Annotated in this window: 15 protein-coding genes; 10 read left to right on the plus strand and 5 right to left on the minus strand. The window is 69.5% G+C overall.

The annotated features are described in order from the left end of the window. Positions 1–30: 30 nt before the first annotated feature. Positions 31–288 (minus strand): hypothetical protein, encoded by a 258-nt coding sequence (locus H0E82_RS12250; protein WP_180545794.1) that lies wholly within the window; start codon positions 286–288, stop codon positions 31–33. Between the two features lie 184 nt (positions 289–472). Here H0E82_RS12250 and H0E82_RS12255 point away from each other — a divergent pair, with 184 nt between their 5' ends. From H0E82_RS12255 to H0E82_RS12265, 3 genes are read left to right on the plus strand one after another with little or no spacing between them, the layout of a single operon-like run. Continuing rightward, entirely contained in the window at positions 473–1,537 is a 1,065-nt protein-coding gene (locus tag H0E82_RS12255) for a class I SAM-dependent methyltransferase (RefSeq protein WP_180545744.1), read from the plus strand. After that, positions 1,534–2,241 carry a pseudouridine synthase gene (locus H0E82_RS12260; RefSeq protein ID WP_180545745.1) on the plus strand — a complete coding sequence of 236 codons (708 nt, stop codon included), beginning with the start codon at positions 1,534–1,536 and terminating at the stop codon, positions 2,239–2,241. Before H0E82_RS12255 ends, H0E82_RS12260 begins: the two co-directional genes overlap by 4 nt. Next, positions 2,234–2,917 (plus strand): HAD family hydrolase, encoded by a 684-nt coding sequence (locus H0E82_RS12265; RefSeq protein WP_180545746.1) that lies wholly within the window; start codon positions 2,234–2,236, stop codon positions 2,915–2,917. Before H0E82_RS12260 ends, H0E82_RS12265 begins: the two co-directional genes overlap by 8 nt. A 496-nt stretch (positions 2,918–3,413) precedes the next feature. On the opposite strand, the gene H0E82_RS12270 is transcribed toward H0E82_RS12265, so the two are convergent. Beyond that, entirely contained in the window at positions 3,414–4,430 is a 1,017-nt protein-coding gene (locus H0E82_RS12270) for a cation diffusion facilitator family transporter (protein WP_180545747.1), read from the minus strand. A 346-nt stretch (positions 4,431–4,776) separates the two neighbouring features. On the opposite strand from H0E82_RS12270, the gene H0E82_RS12275 reads away from it, so the two are divergent. Together H0E82_RS12275 and H0E82_RS12280 are read left to right on the plus strand one after the other, a co-directional pair. Beyond that, positions 4,777–5,619 carry an ankyrin repeat domain-containing protein gene (locus H0E82_RS12275; protein ID WP_219338532.1) on the plus strand — a complete coding sequence of 281 codons (843 nt, stop codon included), beginning with the start codon at positions 4,777–4,779 and terminating at the stop codon, positions 5,617–5,619. Continuing rightward, on the plus strand, positions 5,616–7,832 hold the full coding sequence (locus tag H0E82_RS12280) for a Tle-like phospholipase domain-containing protein (RefSeq protein WP_180545749.1): 2,217 nt from the start codon (positions 5,616–5,618) through the stop codon (positions 7,830–7,832). Before H0E82_RS12275 ends, H0E82_RS12280 begins: the two co-directional genes overlap by 4 nt. Positions 7,833–7,859: 27 nt before the next feature. Here H0E82_RS12280 and H0E82_RS12285 read toward each other — a convergent pair whose 3' ends face one another. Continuing rightward, positions 7,860–8,408, minus strand: a complete 549-nt coding sequence (locus tag H0E82_RS12285; RefSeq protein ID WP_180545795.1) for a DUF1415 domain-containing protein — start codon at positions 8,406–8,408, stop codon at positions 7,860–7,862. 8 nt (positions 8,409–8,416) lie between these two features. Further along, on the minus strand, positions 8,417–8,899 hold the full coding sequence (locus tag H0E82_RS12290; RefSeq protein WP_180545750.1) for a YajQ family cyclic di-GMP-binding protein: 483 nt from the start codon (positions 8,897–8,899) through the stop codon (positions 8,417–8,419). Positions 8,900–9,028: 129 nt separating this feature from the next. Here H0E82_RS12290 and H0E82_RS12295 point away from each other — a divergent pair, with 129 nt between their 5' ends. The 3 genes from H0E82_RS12295 to H0E82_RS12305 all read left to right on the plus strand — a co-directional run bounded on the left by H0E82_RS12295 (position 9,029) and on the right by H0E82_RS12305 (position 11,675). Beyond that, positions 9,029–10,078 carry an NAD(P)-dependent alcohol dehydrogenase gene (locus H0E82_RS12295; RefSeq protein ID WP_180545751.1) on the plus strand — a complete coding sequence of 350 codons (1,050 nt, stop codon included), beginning with the start codon at positions 9,029–9,031 and terminating at the stop codon, positions 10,076–10,078. 63 nt (positions 10,079–10,141) lie between these two features. Then, on the plus strand, positions 10,142–11,056 hold the full coding sequence (locus tag H0E82_RS12300) for a DMT family transporter (protein WP_180545752.1): 915 nt from the start codon (positions 10,142–10,144) through the stop codon (positions 11,054–11,056). Between the two features lie 79 nt (positions 11,057–11,135). Beyond that, entirely contained in the window at positions 11,136–11,675 is a 540-nt protein-coding gene (locus tag H0E82_RS12305; RefSeq protein WP_180545753.1) for a DUF1453 domain-containing protein, read from the plus strand. A 369-nt stretch (positions 11,676–12,044) separates the two neighbouring features. On the opposite strand, the gene H0E82_RS12310 is transcribed toward H0E82_RS12305, so the two are convergent. After that, entirely contained in the window at positions 12,045–12,686 is a 642-nt protein-coding gene (locus H0E82_RS12310; protein ID WP_180545754.1) for an OmpW/AlkL family protein, read from the minus strand. A gap of 467 nt (positions 12,687–13,153) precedes the next feature. Here H0E82_RS12310 and aceF point away from each other — a divergent pair, with 467 nt between their 5' ends. Beyond that, on the plus strand, positions 13,154–14,881 hold the full coding sequence (gene aceF / locus H0E82_RS12315) for a dihydrolipoyllysine-residue acetyltransferase (protein WP_180545755.1): 1,728 nt from the start codon (positions 13,154–13,156) through the stop codon (positions 14,879–14,881). Between the two features lie 16 nt (positions 14,882–14,897). Further along, positions 14,898–16,502 (plus strand): bifunctional GNAT family N-acetyltransferase/carbon-nitrogen hydrolase family protein, encoded by a 1,605-nt coding sequence (locus H0E82_RS12320; protein WP_180545756.1) that lies wholly within the window; start codon positions 14,898–14,900, stop codon positions 16,500–16,502. The last annotated feature ends 50 nt before the right edge of the window (positions 16,503–16,552 follow it).

Consider the following 16,552-nt stretch of genomic DNA (forward strand, 5'->3'; position numbering starts at 1 on the left):
CCGGCGCGAACCGCCGGGCGCGCTGCAGGCTCAGCCGACGATCGTCTCTGTCGCCTCGAACCGCTTGGCGTACTTGCGCTCCTCGCTGACGCGCTGGACGTCCTCGTGTGCGATGTCGGGGCCGCCGTAGACCGCATAGACGACCTCGTCGTCACGCCGGCCGATGGCGTGCAGGCGGTAGCGCGATTGTCCGCCGCCCGTGTCGGGCGGGTAGCGCTGCGGCGGCTCCTGGCCGTCCAGATCGAGCTCACTGTTGTCGATCGTGCCGCCGACAAAGAGGGCATGGATGGGCATTCACGGTCTCCTTCTGCTTGGGAAAGCTGCCGCTGCATCGTGCGGCCCGAGGTGTTGGTATCGGATCAACCTCCCGTTGCCACCGATGAACGCGTCGCCGCCGCGATCGTTCGGCGGGCGACCGGGCACCCGGCAGGCGCCCGGTAGAATCGCAGCCCGGTCCGTTTCCCTGCGCCTCATGTCCGACGCCGCGCTCGATGCCCTCTTCCTGCCGCTCCAGCAGGGCCAGATCCCCTGGCCGGCGGACGGTGCGCTGTTCCTGCGCGCCCGCGCGGGCGTACCGACGACCGGAGGACGCTGGCCGGGCCTGGTCTGCGAGCAGAGCTTCCAGCCCTCGCACATGGCGTTGGCGCGCAGCGGGCTCGAGGTGCTGCCGGCCGGAGGGGGCGATCCGGTCCTGCCCCGCAAGTCTCTGGTGCTGGTGCTGCCGCCGCGGCAGCGCGACGAATCGCGCGCCGTGCTGGCGCGCGCGCTGCAGGCGGTGACGCTCGGCGGCTGGGTGGTCGCCAGCGTCGCCAACGACGAAGGCGCCCGATCCGCGCAGGACGATCTGGCGCGTGTCGCCGGCAACATCGGCGCCCTCTCCAAGCACAAGTGCCGGGTGTTCTGGGCGCAGGCGGGCGAGACCGTCGACCTCGCGCTGGTCGAGAGCTGGGCCGCGCTGGATCGTCCGCGCGACGTGCTCGAGGGCCGCTTCCGCAGCCGACCGGGCGTGTTCGCCTGGGACCGTGTCGATCCGGCCTCGGCCCTGCTGGCCTCGCATCTGCCGGTCACGCTCGCCGGTCACGGGGCAGATCTCGGCGCCGGGTACGGGTTCCTTTCCGCCGAGCTTCTGCAGCGTTGCCCGGGGATCACGGCCCTGGATCTCTACGAAGCCGAAGGGCGCGCGCTCGCGCTGGCACGGCACAATCTCGCCGCGCTCGGCGCGGGGACGGCGCTCGACTACCACTGGCACGACGTCACTGCCGGCCTGCCGCGGCATTACGATTTCATCGTCAGCAATCCGCCGTTCCATGCGCTCGGTCGCGAGGGCCGGCCCGACATCGGCCGGGCCTTCATCGCCGCCGCGGCGTCCGCATTGAATCCGGGTGGCGCGCTGTGGCTCGTCGCCAACCGCCACCTGCCCTACGAGGACGTGCTCGATTCGCGTTTCAGTGAGGTCCACGAGATCGCGTCCAGCGGCGCGTTCAAGGTGATCCATGCCGTGCGTGCCCACGCGGCCCCGATGAGGCACCGCGCATGAAGCTGGTCAGACTGCTCGCCAATCTCGGCTACGGCAGCCGCAAGCAGGTTGCCTGGATGTTCCGCGAAGGCCGGGTCACCGATGCGGCAGGCGAGGTTCTGTACGCGGACGACCAGGTCGGCCACGACACCGTGCGCGTCGACGGCGAGCCGCTCGATCCGCCGCAGGGCCTGACCCTGCTGCTGCACAAGCCGTCCGGCTACACCTGCTCGACCAAGGATACGGGGCGCCTGGTCTACGACCTGCTGCCGCCGCGTTTCAGGCTGCGATCGCCGGTCCTGTCGACCGTCGGCCGGCTCGACCGCGACACCAGTGGCCTGCTGTTGTTCACCGACGACGGCCAGCTGCTGCACCGGATCATCTCGCCGAAGGCCGCGTTGCCGAAGGTCTACGAGGCGACGCTGGCCGACCCGCTGCGCGGCGACGAGGCGGCGCTGTTCGCCAGCGGCACCCTGATGCTCGATTCGGAAACCACGCCGCTCAAGCCAGCGCGCATGGAGGTACTCGGACCCGACCGCGCGCGGCTCACGCTGACCGAGGGGCGTTATCACCAGGTGCGGCGGATGTTCGCCGCGACAGGAAACCGCGTGGTCTCGCTGCATCGCAGCCGCGTCGGCGGCCTGGGGCTGGAGGCCCTGCCCGAAGGCGCATGGCGCGTACTCGGCCCGGACGACGTCGAGACATTGATGACCGCCCATGACTGAGGTGGAACCACTGCCGTCGCGGCCTTCGGCGGTGATCTTCGACATGGACGGCCTGCTGCTCGACAGCGAGCGCGCGATCCTCGACTGCTTCCGCGAGGCTGCCTCCGAGCAAGGGGCCGACATCGAATCCGACTGGTGGCTGGGCATGATCGGCCTCGGAGATGCGGTCTGCCGCGCGATGCTGGTGGAGCGTATCGGCACGCCGGCCACGGACCAGCTGCTGGAGCGTGGACACGCGCGCTACATCGCCATGGCGGAGGCGGGCCTGCCGCATCGTCCTGGCGTGCTGGCGTTGCTCGACCTGCTCGCGCTGCATCGCATCCCGTGCGCAGTGGCGACGTCCACGCGCTCGCCCCTGGCGCAGCGCAAGCTCGCCGCGGCCGGTCTGCTGCACCGGTTCGCGCACGTCTGTACCAGCAGCGATGTCGCGCAGCCGAAGCCGGCGCCCGATGTCTATCTGCTCGCGGCACGACGGCTCGGCGTGGAGGCGGCGCGTTGCGTGGTGCTCGAGGATTCGCCGACCGGCGTGCGTGCGGCGCTGGCGGCCGGGATGACCCCGATCCAGGTACCGGACCTGCTGACACCCGACGCCGAAGCGCGGTCGCTGGGGCATCGCATCGTGGCGTCCCTGGGCGCGGCGCAGGCGCTGCTGGTGCCGCATCTGGCACTACGCTGAGCGTTCTCGATCCGCCCGGCGGCGTGTGAACGCAACCGCGTGCCGGTGTAACCGGCGCGCAGGCCGCGAGCGCCTGCGTCCTCGTCCGGTCGGGCGCTCGGCGCTGGCGGCACGGAGCGCGATGCGACGGGATGAGGCGACCGCCCGATCGCGGCTGCGGGACGTCGGTGCCACACGCGCGTTCCATCGACCGCCATCGGGATATCGACTCGCCATCGACAGGCGCAGGCGGTTGAGGCATCGGGCTGTCGGAGCCGACATCGACGGCATCGACTTGGCCGTTGGTCGACGCGCCGCTCGCGCGCAATCGCACATTGGGCAGGTCCCCGGTTGCCACCGGGTGGTCCACCAGGGCCCGACCGATCCCGGCCGCGGGATCGGGGCCGACGAGTCCGCCGCGACGCGTCGACACCGCCTGCTTCAGCAGCAGAAATGAGCGACATCGAACCGGGCTGCTCGCCTCGTCCGACCGCGTCAGCCCTGCATCGTCGGCGGATCAGCGGACAGCATCATGCGGCGGCGAATCGGGCCCGTGGCGGTGGTGATGGTCGTGACCGGCATCCGCGCGGTTTCCGCCGTGCGCCGCGCCCCCCCGCGGCTCGCCGGCCAGCGCACAGTCGGCCGGCGGCGCGTGCACCACCTCGACCGTGGCATGGCCGATCGCGAAGCGGTCGGCGAGTGCGCGCTTGACCGCGGGCACGACGCGCGCCGGGGCGGCGCCGTCGGCCAGGGCCAGCTCCAGCGTCGCCAGCACCCGGCCCGAGGTGATCGACCAGACATGCACGTGGTCCACCGCTGCGACCCCGGGCACCGCGTCGAGCAGATGGCGGCGCAGCACTTCGATGTCCACATCCGGCGGCGCGCCCTCCATCAGGATGTGGAACGAGCCGCGCAGCAGCGCCCAGGCGCTGCGCAGGATCAGCAGGCAGACCAGGACCGAGAGGATCGGATCGATCGGCATCCAGCCCGTGAACCGGATCACGAGCGCCGCTGCGATCGCGGCCACCGAACCGAGCAGGTCGCCGAGCACGTGCAGCGTGGCGCCCCGGATGTTGACGTGGCCCTGGTCGCCGCGATGCAGGATCCAGAACACGAGGCAGTTCACGCCCAGGCCGACGACGGCCACAGCCAGCATCGGCCCGGCCAGCACCTCGGCGGGATCGCGGAGACGCTGGATCGCCTCCCAGACGATCCACGCCACCAGCGCGAACAGCGTGAGCGCATTGACCAGACCAGCCAGCACCTCGAAGCGCAGATACCCGAAGGTGCGACGCGCATCCGATGCACGCCTGCCCATGCGGAACGCCAGCCACGCCAGCAGCAGCGCCGCCGCATCGGTGAGCATGTGGCCCGCGTCGGCGAGCAGCGCGAGCGAGCCCGACCACAGGCCCCCGGCCACTTCCACCACCATGAAGCCGGCGGTCAGCACGAAGCCGCTCAGCACCACGCGTTCGTTGGTCGACGAGACCGCAGGCGTGTGCCCGTGCGCGTGATCGTGGTGGACGTGTGGCATCGGCGAGACGGGCGTCGGGCGGGACAGTGGCCTCACGATACGGAAACCGGGGGCGTCATTGGCGTGGCGCGCGACGGCGGTGTCCTGCCAGGGGCGGTGGCGACCCGAACGCCGGGGGGTGTTCCCGACGGGCCACGGCGGCAAACCGGAACATGACGCGTGGATCGCGCGTCAAGCCGGTCACCGGTCTGCGTTACCCTCGGGTCGACCGCGTCAGGATGTCGGGGTGGGTATGGAAACTGGAGATCGGGCAGGACGCCGTTGGAGCCCGGCACGGATCGGCCGCTGGCGGCTGTCCGCCATCATGGCTGTGTGCCTGGTCACGGCCCTGGGGCCGTCCGCGTGCATGCCCGCCGCGCCGTTCGCGGACACGTCGAACGAGCAGGCCCTGGCAGCGCGCCGCTTCGAGGATCCCGGCGTGCGCGCACTGGCCGTCGCGGCGGCGACCGGCGATGCGAAGACGGTCCGGCGGTTGATGCAGGACGAGGGGATCGATCCCGACGTCGTGTTCTGGGGTTCGAGCGGCGGCATTCCGCTGCTGGTGTGGCCGATCTATCGGAGCAATCCGGACGGCCTGAAGGCGATGCTGGAGAGCGGCGCGGATCCGAATGTGGCCAGACCCTATCCGCGCGAAGAAGGTCGCTCGGACACCAATCATTCGAACGCGATGGTCTGGGCGGCGGAGCAGGAGGATTCGGTCTACCTCGAGATGCTGCTGGACCATGGCGGGGACCCGGATACGCGCAATGCGAACAACGAGGCGCTGCTGTTCCACGCCTACATCAAGCAGAACAAGTGGCGCAATGTTCAGATACTGGTGGAACGGGGCGCGGACGTGAATGTCTTGGCGGGCATGGGGGGCACGATCGTATCGATGTACGCCGGTCGCGGTGGCTTCATGATGGTGCATTGGTTGCTTCGACAAGGCGCAGACCCAACGCTCGACTACGCCTACGGGAAGCCTGTCCACGCGCCCGATGCCACAACTATCGAGGCGATCTTCTGGCATCCGGGCGATCCGGACGATCCGAGCTGGCAGGTAGCTTGCCAGCAGTGGTTGCTGGCGCGTGGCCACAGCCGCCCGCCTATGCCGCGGCATTACCGCGAGATGCGACAGACTTTTGGATTTCCTCATGAAGAAGGTCGGATACCGCTGCCTGACATGGATGAAACAGGAGAGGGGACATGACGTCACGTCACGATGCGCAAAGGGCCCTGATTGAGCAGTTGCGAGCGCAACGCTCCGCGGCGGCACGAGATACGGCAACGATGCTCCAGGGCGCTTACCACGCACGTGAGATGGCCGAGCTGTCGCACGATGTCTATGCCGCTGCTCTTGGTACCGGCACCCCTCCTCCGGGTTGGACCCGGGCAACGGCCGATCTCGACCAGTTGCGGAAGGCGATGCCGGAACTCAGTTTGAGCGATGCCGAACTCCGCGAGTTGTTGTCGCCGCGCGAGTCCGGGTTCCGCGCCGAGATCTACCTGCCGGACCCGGCAGTTCTCGGTCCCGGCTACAAGCCTACCGTTGTGTTCAAGGGCTCGACAGGCCATGTGATCGGCGATGACGGCATCCGACGGCCCACCGCGGCCGAGGATTTCCTTGGCAACAACATTCCCCAGTCGATGGGTCTGCAGACTGACTACTACGATCGCGCAATGAGTGTCGCCGTCGCCCTGCGCCGCAAGGGCATCGACTTCGATCTCGCCGGCCACAGCCTCGGCGGCGGCATGGCGTCGGCGGCCGCCGCGGTCAGCGGAATGCGGGCCGTGACCTGGAATGCGGCCGGCCTGCATCCGGACACGGCGCCGCAGTTCGCGCAGCGCAATGGCGGCCTGCCGTTGTTCGATACCGGCAGAATCGTTTCCGCGTGGCAGGTCCAGGGCGAGCTGTTGAACGATGGCGTGCAGACCGAGCTGCGCGGCATGAGCGACCGCCATCGCGAGCGGATGGGCTCGCTGCTGACGGAGACGGTGGAGCTGCTCCAGGGCACCCCGCACGGGCGCCGGATGCTCGAGGCCAGGTTGATCGGCACTTTGCCTGAGACCGCACATCCGGCGGTGCACGCACTGCTGGACCGTTTGCAGCAGGGCGATGCGGCAAGCCTGATCCGTGACCTGCCGCAGGCTGCAGGCGAACGCCAACCGCCATTGATCGCAATGACACGCCAGGAACTGCACCTGGTTGAGCGTGAGTCGCGCGTCTCGCTGGGCGAGCTCCATCTGCTGGCCGGCCCCGTGCTGGATGTGGCGATGCACGGTGTCCGCGGCGCTAACTCCGGCGCGCGGGCGGGCCAGGTCGTCGCCGGGCACGGGCAGGCGCTCGGCACCGGCCTAGGCGCGGCGGGCGAGCGGATCGACAGCGGCGCGATCATTGCCGGGGCCGCTCTGCAGCGCAGCCATGTCGGCGTCGGAATGGCCTTCGATCAGGGCGCACAGGTTTTGGGCACTCTCACCGCGGAGGCCCGCATGGCCGGTGCCCGGATCGAATCGGCGGTGGCCGAAGGCCGGAGTCGCACGGTGTCCGGCGCACTGGAGACGCAGGGCGCAGGCTGGCGCTGGTTCGGCGATGCTGTGGGCCCCGTCTCGGAGGCCTGGCGCGACGTGCTGCACGCACGCGCCGAGCGCGCCGACGCTGCGGCCGGGTCGGTACGCGCTCAAGGACGCGCCGACGCCGACGCCGCCCTGGCTCGCGGGCGCGAGGCTGCCGAGGCGCGTCGTGACGCCGCGCAGGCAGTGGGCGAAGGCCTGCGCGCGGGCGCGGTCGCCACAGGGACACGCAGCCGGGACACCCTGGTCTACGTCGGAGAGCGACTCGATGCCGGCTTCGTCGTCGTCGGCGCGCAGCTCACCCGCATCAGCGGGTACGCGCCCGTGGCCGGTGCGGCCCTTGGCGGCACGAGCGGCGTTGCGCTCGGCACCGTATCCACCTTCGCCAGCGTCAATCCCCAGGCGCCCGCCCATTGGTACGGAGCCGTCCGGTTGGCTCGCGACGGCCTCGGTGGGCTACGAGAGTCGGTCGGGCGTCACGGCATGGACAGCGCCGTTCTGCCCAGCCTGGAGCGGTACATCGACGATCAGGAACAGGCTGCGCGGCAGCTGCTGCCGCGTCCGGCGCGCGCCGGGTCGGGAAGCTCGGTGCGCGAAGGCATCCCGTCACTGCTGACAGGCGATGCCGGAATCGCGATGTCGCAGCTGCTCACGTCCGCACGGAATGGAGATGCGGCCGCTGTGGCGCGTGCCTCGCAGACGCTGCTCGACACCCGCGGCGCGCGCGAGTGGCTGGCCTATGGCCAGCAGCAGATGGAAGCGGACGCACGCTGCACAGCGCCGGAGACCGGCTACCCGGCGGCCACGATCCCCGATGCCGTGCGGGCAGCCGAGCAGGCGTACGTACGCTGAGAGCGCGGCGTGGTGTAGGCCGGCGCGCTAGCGGTCGGCGGGGAACAGCCCCGCCCAACCCGCATGCCCCAGCCGCTCGAGCGTCTGGACGTTGCGGTCGGGGATGGAATCGGGATCGGGAAACGCATCCACCGCGCGGGCCACGCTGTCCTCGCGCAACAGGTGCAGCGTGGGATACGGCGCGCGGTTGGTGAAATTGGTGATGTCGTCGGGCGCGGCGCCGGCAAACTGGTAGTCGGGATGGAAGCTCGCCACCTGGAGGACGCCGTCGAGCTCCAGCGCTTCGACCAGCCCATCGGCCTCGTCGAGGAAATCGTTGTAGTCGAGAAAGTCGCCGAGCACCTGCGGATGCACGATCAGTGTGGTGTCGATCTCGGCGGCGTCCGTGTCGCGCAGGCGCAGCAGTTCCTCGCCCAGCTCTTCGAGCAGCGCCTCGGGCGTGGTCGCATCGCTCAGCACGAAACGCACCTGGTTTTTGACCAGCACCGCCTTGGCGAATGGGCAAAGATTCAGCCCGATCACCGCGCGCTCTAGCCACAGGCGTGTATCGGCGACCGGGTCGGCGCTGCGCTGCACGACGCGGCTCAATCGCGGAAGTTGTCGAACTGCAGCGGCAGCTCGAAATCGGTGCCGCGCAGCAGTGCCATCGCGGCCTGCAGGTCGTCGCGCTTCTTGCCGGTCACGCGCAGCTTGTCGCCGTTGATCTGGCTGTCGACCTTGAGCTTGGCGGTCTTGAGGGTGGTCTGGATCTTCTTCGCGAGATCGCGCTCGATGCCCTGCTTGACGGTCACCGTCTGCCGCGCGCCGGCGAGGTTGGTCTCGATGTCGCCGAATTCGAGACACTTGATATCGATCTTCCGCGCGGCCAGGCGCTGGCGCAGGATCTCGGTCATCTGCTGCACCTGGAAATCGCTCGGCGCGGACTGCTTGATCACCGCGTCCTCGAGTTCGAATGCCGCGTCCACGCCCTTGAAGTCGAAGCGCGTGGTCAGCTCGCGATTGGCCTGGTCGACGGCATTGGTCAGTTCGTGGGTGTCGACTTCCGAGACGATGTCGAAGGAGGGCATGGGGCACCTGCGGGTAGGACGAAGGCGCGCAGGGTACCGCACCCGTGGCATGGCCTGTTCCGCCCGTCGCCACGCTGGGCGAACGGTCCGCCGCCGACAATACCCGGCTTCCTGCCAGGAGCCCGTCCCATGCTCGACACCCCTGCCTACGCCGCGGCCGATGCCACCACGCCGCTCGCCCCGACGACGATCCAGCGTCGTGCCCCGCGAGCCCGCGAGGTCCTGATCGACATCGCCTATTGCGGCGTCTGCCACACCGACCTGCACCAGGTCCGCGACGAGTGGGGCGGCTCGATCTTCCCGATGGTGCCGGGCCACGAGATCGTCGGCCGCGTGGCCGAGGTCGGCGCGGACGTCACGCGGTTCAAGATCGGCGATGCCGTCGGTGTCGGCTGCTTCGTCGATTCCTGCCGGTCCTGCGCGCAGTGCGAGGCCGGCGAGGAGCAGTTCTGCGAGCAGGGCATGACGGCGACCTACAACGCGACGGAGCGCGACGGCAGCGCCCCGACCTACGGCGGCTATTCGACGCGCATCACCGTCGACCAGGACTACGTGCTGCGCGTGCCTGAAGCCCTGCCGCTCGATGCCGCGGCGCCGCTGCTGTGCGCGGGCATCACCACCTATTCGCCGCTGCGCCATTTCGGCGTCGAGGCCGGCGACGCGGTCGCGGTGGTCGGTCTCGGCGGCCTCGGCCACATGGCGGTGAAGTTCGCGGTGGCGATGGGCGCGCGCGTCACCGTGCTCAGCACGTCGGAGTCCAAGCGCGACGACGCGCTGAAGCTCGGCGCGCACGACTTCGCCGCAACGCGCGACCCCGCGACATTCGAGGCCTTGGCCAAGACCTTCGACTTCATCGTCGACAGCGTCTCCGCGCCGCACGACTACAACGCCTATCTGTCGCTGCTGAAGGTCGACGGCACGATGATCCTGCTCGGCGTGCCCGACCAGCCCGCGCCCGTCGCTGCCGGCTCGCTGATCATGCAGCGCCGACGCCTGACCGGTTCGCTGATCGGCGGCATCCGCGAAACCCAGGAGATGCTGGAATTCTGCGCCGAGCACGGGATCGTTTCCGACATCGAGATCATCGACATCGCCGACATCAACACCGCCTACGCGCGGATGCTCAAGGGCGACGTGCGCTACCGCTTCGTCATCGACATCGCCACGCTCGCTCACTGAACCCGGGTGCGACCGTCCCGGCGTCCGTGCGAGGATGCCGGGCCGTCCCGGTCGTCTCCCGCCATGGCCCGCACCGTCGTATCGACCCAGCCCCGCGTCGCCGCCCTGTGGATGCTGCTGGCGGTGCTCGCGTTCGCGGGCATGGACGCGGGCATGAAATGGATCGCCGAGGATTACCCGGCGTTCCAGGTGGCGGTGTTCCGCAGTCTCGCCACCTTGCCGCTGGTGCTGGGCTGGATCGTGCTGCGCGGCCGCGCGGGCACCCTGCTGCGCATCCACTGGCCGCTGCACCTGCTGCGGGGCGCGCTCGGCGTGGGCATGATCGCCGGCTTCGTCTACGGCCTGGCGCGGATGCCGCTGTCGACCGCCTACGCGATCGTCTTCGTCTCCCCGCTGATGGTGACCGCGCTGGCCGTCCCCCTGCTCGGTGAGAAGGTCGGGCCGCGTCGCTGGACCGCGATCGCGGTCGGTGTCGTCGGTGTGCTGGTGGTGCTGCGGCCCAGCGGCGAGGGCGTCGCGACGCTGGCCGGGCTGGCCGTGGTCGGCGGCGCGCTGTGTTACGCCATCGCCTCGATCGCAGTGCGTTCGCTGGCTCAGCGCGACAGTCCCGAGTCCCTGGTGTTCTGGTTCCTCGTGCTGTTGGCGCTGTTCGCGGGCGTGCTGGCCTGGCGCGACTGGAGACCTTTGCAGGTCGAGCATCTCCCGGTGCTGGCGCTGATCGGCGTGACCGGCGCGTTGGGGCAGGTCGCGTTGACCCACGCGTTCCGGCTGGGCGAAGCGAGCCAGGTCGCACCGCTCGAATACACCGCGCTGGTCTGGGTGGTGTTGCTGGACCTGTTCGTCTGGCAGGTGCTGCCCGACGCCATGACCTGGCTGGGCGCCGGCATCATCGTCGCGAGCGGGCTCTACATGATCCGCCGCGAGCGGGTGGTCGCCGTGTCGCCGTCGCACCGCCCGGACACCACGCCGCCGCCGTAGCCGGCGACCGTCATCGCCTCCAGCGCCGTGATCGCGGATCATCGCGATCCGCCCGCAGATCCGAGCCGACCGCGCCGCCATGCCCATCCTGTTGCTGATCGTCGTTGTGCTGGCGCTGTTCGCGCTGATGTTGCTGCTGTGGCCACTGGCCCTGTGGAACCGCTATCGCGTCGGCACATCGCGCCGGCAGCCGCTGCGCTGGCTCACCCGGCTCAACGCCGTGCTCATTCCGGCGTCGGCCCTGGTGTTTCTGGGCGGGATGGCGCTGGCGCAGCTCTTCGTGGCGCACGCGTTTCCCTACGCCGCACTCGGCGTGGGCGCCGGTTTGGCCATCGGGGCCGTGGGCTGGGCGCTGACCCGTGTCGAACATCAGCCGGGTCGGGTCTGGTACACGCCCAATCGCTGGCTGGTGCTCGCGCTGACCCTGGTGGTGGTCGCACGCGTGTTCGCCGGCATCTGGCAGGCATGGGAGCGCTGGCGTGGCCAGTACGACGTGCTCGCCGCATGGGGACCGCTGGGCGAGCCGGCCGGCCTCTTTGCCGTGGCCGGTCTGGTGATCGGCTACCACGCGGCCTATGCGGTCCTGCTGCAGCGGCGATTGGGGCCTTGGCTGCGCTGAGTTCCGGTTCATCTCGACGACGTGCCTGCCGTTCGACGCGTTCTTCCGATGCCTCGACCCATGAAAGAGGCACCAGCCTGCGATCGGGGCCCTCGATTCCCGCCCGCGCACGCCCCCTCACGGCCGACGGGTCGAATCGCGCGCACGATTGTGGGACTGCCACGCTCGATGACGGCTGTCCGGGCGCCGTCTGGACGCGATCACCGGCGACCGGAGAATCGCAACGACCGGGGGGCCACGTCGTCCATGCCCCAAGCCGCGCGACGCTCCGGAACACCTCGCGGCGTCGCCATGCCTGCACCGAGGGTCACAACAAAAAAAGACCCGCCGAAGCGGGTCTTTTCCAGAGTGCCTGTCCGACGCGAGAGGTCAGAAGCGTGCGCCGATACCGAAACCGACGGTCCACGGGTCGAGCTTGAGCTCCTGCCCGGTATTGACCCCCGCCTCGCGCACGTCGGCGCGGCTGCGCAGATAGCGCGCGTCGGCGCGGGCGAACCAGGTCGGCGTGATGTTCATGTCGACACCGACGGTGCCGATCGCGCCCTTGGGCGTCGTCAGCGACACGTGGTTCCCACCCGGATTGAGATCTTCGTTGTCGATATTGGAATGGTGATAGCCCAGGCCGACGAACGGACGGAAGGTATTGTCCACGTCACCGAAGTGGTACTGGCCGCTCAGCGCCAACGGCCGCTGCTCGACGGTGCCGATTTTGGCGCCATCGGCACGGACACGGTGATCGAACGAATCGAGCGCGCCCCAGAGCTCGGCGCTGATGTTGTCGGTGACGTGGTAGGAGACCGAGGCGGTCGGGGCGGGACCGCCGTCGACCTTGATGCCATCGTTGCGGCCGGTGTCGTTGTTGGGCTGCAGCAGCGTGGCGCCACCGACAATCGAGACGCGCTTGCCGGCGGCCGTTTCGCCCCCTGCATAGCCGTCCTGGGCGAACGCGGCAGGCGCGGCCGCGAGGGCGGCGAAGGTGGCGAGAGCGAGAGTGCGGGTACGGAATGTCATGGGGATCTCCTCGGGGTTCGTCTGTGTCGACCCGTCGCCGGTCCAGCGATGGGTCGTCTTGCAGGGCGGCGGATGCCGGACCTGCAACCTCCCTCTGCGGGAAGGCCGGGCCATGCTGGCGACCTCGCGCTGAATAGGTCCCCGGGGGAAGACTGAACATCTGTCCGCGCTTCACCCGACCGTCCCAAGGCTGGACGATGCGTTCAGCAGGACATCGCTCGTGCCGCCGTTGGCCGGCGCTCGGGCGATTGCGGGACGGTTGAACCGCAGCCGAATACGCAATGCACAGGATGGAGAACGCAGGCCAGAACGGGGCGCGTATCCGGCTCTGCGCACCCGTTCCGCGGCAAGCGCGTCGCGAAGCGGATGACACCGGGCGACTGGGCAGCCGTGCGATCCGGCGGGATAGTTGGCGCTGCGCGGCACTGGGCCCACAATAGCCGGTCACGACCTGCCCGGAGGGCCGCATGGCCGACCTGAAAGAAGCGCGCGTTCCCGACATTGGCGGGTATGACGATGTCCCGGTGATCGAAGTGCTGGTGGCGGTCGGCGATACCGTCGAGGCCGACCAGGGGCTGGTCACGCTCGAATCGGACAAGGCCACGATGGAAGTCCCGGCGCCGTTCGCGGGCGTGATCAGGGAACTGAAGGTCAAGGTCGGCGACACATTGTCGGAAGGCGGCGTCGTCGCGATCATCGAAGCCGAGGGTGGAGACGCCCAGGCCGGGGCTCCGGCGAAGGCCGAGGCACCCGCGAAGGACGAAGCGCCAAAGGCGGCCGCGCCTGCCGCCGAGACAGCCGCACCCGCTGCCAAGACCGAGGCGCCGAAGGCGCCGTCCGGCGGCGGTGGCGCGCAGGAATCCAAGGTCCCCGACATCGGCGGCTATGACGACGTGCCGGTGATCGAGGTGCTGGTCGCGGTCGGCGATACGGTCGAGAAGGACCAGGGCCTGATCACGCTGGAATCGGACAAGGCCACGATGGAAGTGCCGGCCGCGGTCGCCGGCGTCATCAAGGAACTGAAGGTCAAGGTCGGCGACACGCTGTCGGAAGGCGCGGTGGTCGCGATCATCGAAGCCGCGGGCGATGCGCCTGCAACGCCTGCCGAGCCGGCGGCACCGCCGGCCAAGAGCACCGATGACAACAAGGTCGAGCCCGTTGCGGCGCAGAGCAAGCCCGACAAGATCGCCCAAGCTTCGATCGAACATCGTGCACCGGGCGGCGGCAACCCGCCCGTGCGCTTCGACGCCGACGCGATCCTGCCCGACAAGGTCCCCTACGCCAGCCCCGCCGTGCGCCTGTTCGCGCGCGAGCTCGGTGTCGACCTGCTGCAACTCAAGGGCAGCGCCAAGGGCGGCCGCATCGTTCGTGAGGACGTGCAGGCCTTCGTCAAGAGCGCGCTGCAGGGCGGCGGTGCGAAGGCCGCGTCCGGCGCGCCGGCAGCGGCGGGCGGCGGTCTCAACCTGCTGCCGTGGCCAAAGGTCGATTTCGCCAAGTTCGGCGAGATCGAAGTCCAGGAGCTGGGCCGCATCCAGAAGATCTCGGCGGCGAACCTCGCCCGCAACTGGGCGATGATCCCGCACGTCACCCAGCACGACGATGCCGACATCACCGATCTCGAAGCGCTGCGCGTGCAGCTCAACAAGGAGAACGAGAAGGCCGGCGTCAAGCTGACCATGCTCGCCTTCCTGATCAAGGCCTCGGTCGCGGTGCTCAAGCAGTACCCGCGCTTCAACAGCTCGCTCGACGCGACCGGCGAGAATCTGACGCTCAAGAAGTATTTCCACATCGGCTTCGCCGCCGACACCCCGAACGGCCTGGTCGTCCCGGTGATCCGCGACGCCGACAAGAAGGGCGTCATGGAGATTTCGCAGGAGATGTCCGCGCTGGCGAAGAAAGCGCGCGACGGCAAGCTGGGCCCGGCCGACATGCAGGGCGGCTGTTTCTCGATCAGCTCGCTCGGCGGCATCGGCGGCACCAGCTTCACCCCGATCGTCAACGCACCGGAGGTCGCGATCCTCGGCGTGTCGAAGTCGGCGATGAAGCCGGTGTGGGACGGCAAGGCCTTCCAGCCGCGCCTGACCCTGCCGCTGTCGCTGTCCTACGACCACCGCGTCATCGATGGCGCCGCGGCCGCGCGCTTCACCGCGACGCTGGCGCAGCTGCTGGGCGACATGCGCCGGGTGCTGCTGTAAGCGTCCGGCGGCCGGCATGAGCGAGGCGCCCATCCGCGAGCGCGCGCGACTGACGCTGCGTCATGCCGGCATCGCGGACATTCCGGCGATCGCCGCGCTGAGCGAGCGCGTCTACGGCGGGGACGGGGGCTACACCGCGGAGATGCTCACCGGGCAGATCGCGCAGTTTCCGCAGGGCGTGTTCGTCGCCATCTACGACGACGTCGCAGTGGGCTATTGCGCCACGTTCCGCATCGACGAGCGGACCGCGATGGCGCCGCACCGCTGGCTGGAAATCTCGGGTGGCGGTTACGCCTCGCGCCACCTGTCGACCGGCGACTGGCTCTACGGCATGGAGGTCTGCGTCGATCCCGCGCATCGCGGGCTGCGGATCGGCCGGCGCCTGTACGAGCTGCGCAAGCGGCTGTGCCAGGAGCTCGGGCTCAAGGGCATCGTCTTCGGCGGACGGCTGCCGGGCTTCGGCCGGCGCGCAAAGAAGTTCGGCAACGACGTGACGGCCTACGTCGAAGCCGTCTGCGCCGGGCGCCTGCGCGATCGCGCGCTGAGTTTCCAGCTGCGCAACGGCTTCGAGCTGATCGGCGTGCTGCCGGGTTACCTGCCCGGCGACACCGAATCGCGGGGCAATGCCGCGCATCTGGTGTGGCGCAACCCCAAGATCGACCCCCGCGCGGATGCGCGCCCCTCCGCTAGGCCGCTGCCCGAATCGGTGCGCGTCGCGACGGTGCAGTACCAGCAGCGCCGCGTGGCCTCGTTCGAGGAATTCGCGACGCAGGTGGAGTACTTCGTCGACATCGCCGCCGATTACCGCGCCGATTTCGTGGTCTTCCCCGAGCTGTTCACCCTGCAGCTGCTGTCGGTCGAGAACAGGCCGCTGTCGCCGCAGGATTCGATGCTCGCGCTGACCGGCTACACCGAGCGCTTCGCCCAGTTGCTGTGCGAACTGGCGGTGCGCCACAACATCAACATCATCGGCGGCTCGCACCCCACGCGGACCAGCGACGGACCGGACGCGAAGGTGCGCAACATCTGCTACGTCGCGCTGCGCGACGGCTCGCTGCACACCCGCGACAAGCTGCACCCCACGCCCAACGAACGCACCTGGTGGGGCATCGGCGGCGGCGACAGCGCGCAGGCGATCATCACCGACTGCGGGCCGATCGGGGTCATGATCTGCTACGACAGCGAGTTTCCCGAGCTCGGCCGGCACCTGGTGGACCAGGGCGCGATGATCCTGTTCGTGCCGTTCTGCACCGACACCCGCGAAGGCTATCTGCGCGTGCGCTACTGCTCGCAGGCGCGGGCGGTGGAGAACCAGTGCTACGTGGTGCTGTCGGGCAATGTCGGCAACCTGCCCGGCGTGAACAATTTCGACATCCAGTACGCGCAGAGCTGCATCCTGACGCCCTGCGATTTCCCGTTCGCGCGCGACGGCGTCGCGGCCGACACCACGCCGAACGTCGAGCAGGTCGCATTCGCCGACCTGCGTCTCAACGATCTCGTGGTCGCGCGCAACGACGGTACGGTGCAGAACCTCAACGACCGCCGGCACGATCTCTACGCGTTGAGCTGGGCACGGCGTCCGGCCTCGCGGGTCGCGGTGGGTGGAGGCTCCGATGCGTGACGCCGCCCGCCCCGGGCTGCGGGCTGCGCTGCCGCGCATCGCCGGCAGGC

This window comes from Luteimonas deserti (assembly GCF_013425765.1).
Taxonomy (GTDB): domain Bacteria; phylum Pseudomonadota; class Gammaproteobacteria; order Xanthomonadales; family Xanthomonadaceae; genus Luteimonas; species Luteimonas deserti.

Bases quoted from the DNA above. Each gene is read 5' to 3' on its own strand.
- H0E82_RS12305 (WP_180545753.1), top strand. From the start codon at position 11,136: ATGCCCATCCTGTTGCTGATCGTCGTTGTGCTGGCGCTGTTCGCGCTG.
- H0E82_RS12295 (WP_180545751.1), top strand. From the start codon at position 9,029: ATGCTCGACACCCCTGCCTACGCCGCGGCCGATGCCACCACGCCGCTC.
- H0E82_RS12255 (WP_180545744.1), top strand. From the start codon at position 473: ATGTCCGACGCCGCGCTCGATGCCCTCTTCCTGCCGCTCCAGCAGGGC.
- H0E82_RS12260 (WP_180545745.1), top strand. From the start codon at position 1,534: ATGAAGCTGGTCAGACTGCTCGCCAATCTCGGCTACGGCAGCCGCAAG.
- H0E82_RS12275 (WP_219338532.1), top strand. From the start codon at position 4,777: ATGCCCGCCGCGCCGTTCGCGGACACGTCGAACGAGCAGGCCCTGGCA.
- H0E82_RS12270 (WP_180545747.1), bottom strand. From the start codon at position 4,430: ATGCCACACGTCCACCACGATCACGCGCACGGGCACACGCCTGCGGTC.
- H0E82_RS12300 (WP_180545752.1), top strand. From the start codon at position 10,142: ATGGCCCGCACCGTCGTATCGACCCAGCCCCGCGTCGCCGCCCTGTGG.
- H0E82_RS12310 (WP_180545754.1), bottom strand. From the start codon at position 12,686: ATGACATTCCGTACCCGCACTCTCGCTCTCGCCACCTTCGCCGCCCTC.
- H0E82_RS12280 (WP_180545749.1), top strand. From the start codon at position 5,616: ATGACGTCACGTCACGATGCGCAAAGGGCCCTGATTGAGCAGTTGCGA.
- H0E82_RS12265 (WP_180545746.1), top strand. From the start codon at position 2,234: ATGACTGAGGTGGAACCACTGCCGTCGCGGCCTTCGGCGGTGATCTTC.
- H0E82_RS12290 (WP_180545750.1), bottom strand. From the start codon at position 8,899: ATGCCCTCCTTCGACATCGTCTCGGAAGTCGACACCCACGAACTGACC.
- aceF (WP_180545755.1), top strand. From the start codon at position 13,154: ATGGCCGACCTGAAAGAAGCGCGCGTTCCCGACATTGGCGGGTATGAC.
- H0E82_RS12320 (WP_180545756.1), top strand. From the start codon at position 14,898: ATGAGCGAGGCGCCCATCCGCGAGCGCGCGCGACTGACGCTGCGTCAT.